The 1,353-nt window shown below is 52.0% G+C and carries 2 protein-coding genes; one reads left to right on the forward strand and one right to left on the reverse strand.

All coding sequences use genetic code 11. The features are described from left to right. Positions 1–62 precede the first annotated feature (62 nt). Positions 63–632, forward strand: coding sequence for a recombinase family protein (locus tag AU509_RS17700; RefSeq protein ID WP_085653206.1), 570 nt, complete (start codon positions 63–65; stop codon positions 630–632). A 39-nt stretch (positions 633–671) separates the two neighbouring features. Here AU509_RS17700 and AU509_RS18080 read toward each other — a convergent pair whose 3' ends face one another. Beyond that, positions 672–860, reverse strand: coding sequence for a hypothetical protein (locus AU509_RS18080; protein WP_139824083.1), 189 nt, complete (start codon positions 858–860; stop codon positions 672–674). Positions 861–1,353: the final 493 nt, after the last annotated feature.

The following is a 1,353-nucleotide window of genomic DNA, read 5'->3' on the forward strand; positions in this document are numbered from 1 at the left end:
TGCCTACCGCGACGCGATTTGCCACAATCCCCCGTCATCACAGCCGTGAATCGGGAGGGGAAATGGCAAAAATCGGCTATATGAGGGTGTCAACAAGTGACCAATCGAACTATTTACAGCGCGATGCATTAATTAGCGCAGGTTGTGACCAGATTTTTGAAGATCGAATGAGCGGTAAGGTTGAGAACCGGCCGGGGCTAAAGCGGGCGTTGAAGTGCTTAGAAAAGGGCGATTCGCTCATCGTGTGGAAGCTGGACCGACTGGGGCGCAGCGTGAAAAACCTCATCGCGCTGATTTCCGAATTGCACGAGCGCGGGATACATTTCCGCTCCCTGACCGACAGTATCGATACCGGCACGGCGATGGGCCGCTTTTTCTTTCATGTCATGAGCGCGTTGGCGGAGATGGAGCGGGAGCTGATCGTCGAACGCACTCTGGCGGGCATGGCCGCCGCTCGCGCACAGGGGCGGATAGGGGGAAGGCCGAAGGCGTTGTCTCCGACGGACCGCGAGATGATCGCCCGACTCCTGGCCAACGGTTATGACCGACAACAGATTTCGCTCACCTACGGCATCGGACGCTCCACGCTTTATCGCTATTTTCCGGCTGGGAAAAAAATCGATGGCGCCTGATCGCCGGGCCATCGGTTTCTGCGGCTAATGGCGTTTTTTCTATCGATAAATCAATATCCTGTCGAATAAAATTGAACGCGGCAGGCTGTCTTCGAGCCTGCCTTCAGGAGGGGGGAGAGGCACATCAGCGATAGCTAAATCGCTGTCAGCATAGAAATGCTGCAAGCGGCCCAGAAGATTATGTCGCGAAGTCACGGCGCCGTCGCTCTGCTGGGCGAAGGTGGCCACCACGGTACCTTGGACATTGAATGATTCGCCGCACCTTACTTTTACGTCGCTTCGATTAACGAATCGATAAAAGCGTTTATGTTGCAATGAAAGGTAGGGGGAAAAGATGGGGAATAGTCTGTGTGAAGACACAACGCCCGAAAACGGCGGAAATTTTTGGGGGAGATATTTTCCGCACGTCACTCATTCGTCGACTAAAAAAACACCGAAAATCTATTTCAATCACGGAAAAACCTGTGACCAACAGTTATCACTCTCCCACTGTGATAATTATTGTGGCTGGGGTCAGGATGGATATGAACGGATTGCCCTTAAAGCTTACTGATCGTAAGCCGTGAGCAAACATAATGTGTATGACGGCGCTGTAGGTATGAATGTTTTTGTTTGGTGCTGACGGCTGAGATGTTGAACGCGGGTACGTTAAGACTCTGCATATGAATCAGGGCATTAAGGATGAATCGATGAATTGCATTGGTGAGGTTAGGGGGAGATA

The sequence above is a fragment of the Lonsdalea britannica genome (assembly GCF_002111595.1).
Lineage (GTDB): Bacteria > Pseudomonadota > Gammaproteobacteria > Enterobacterales > Enterobacteriaceae > Lonsdalea > Lonsdalea britannica.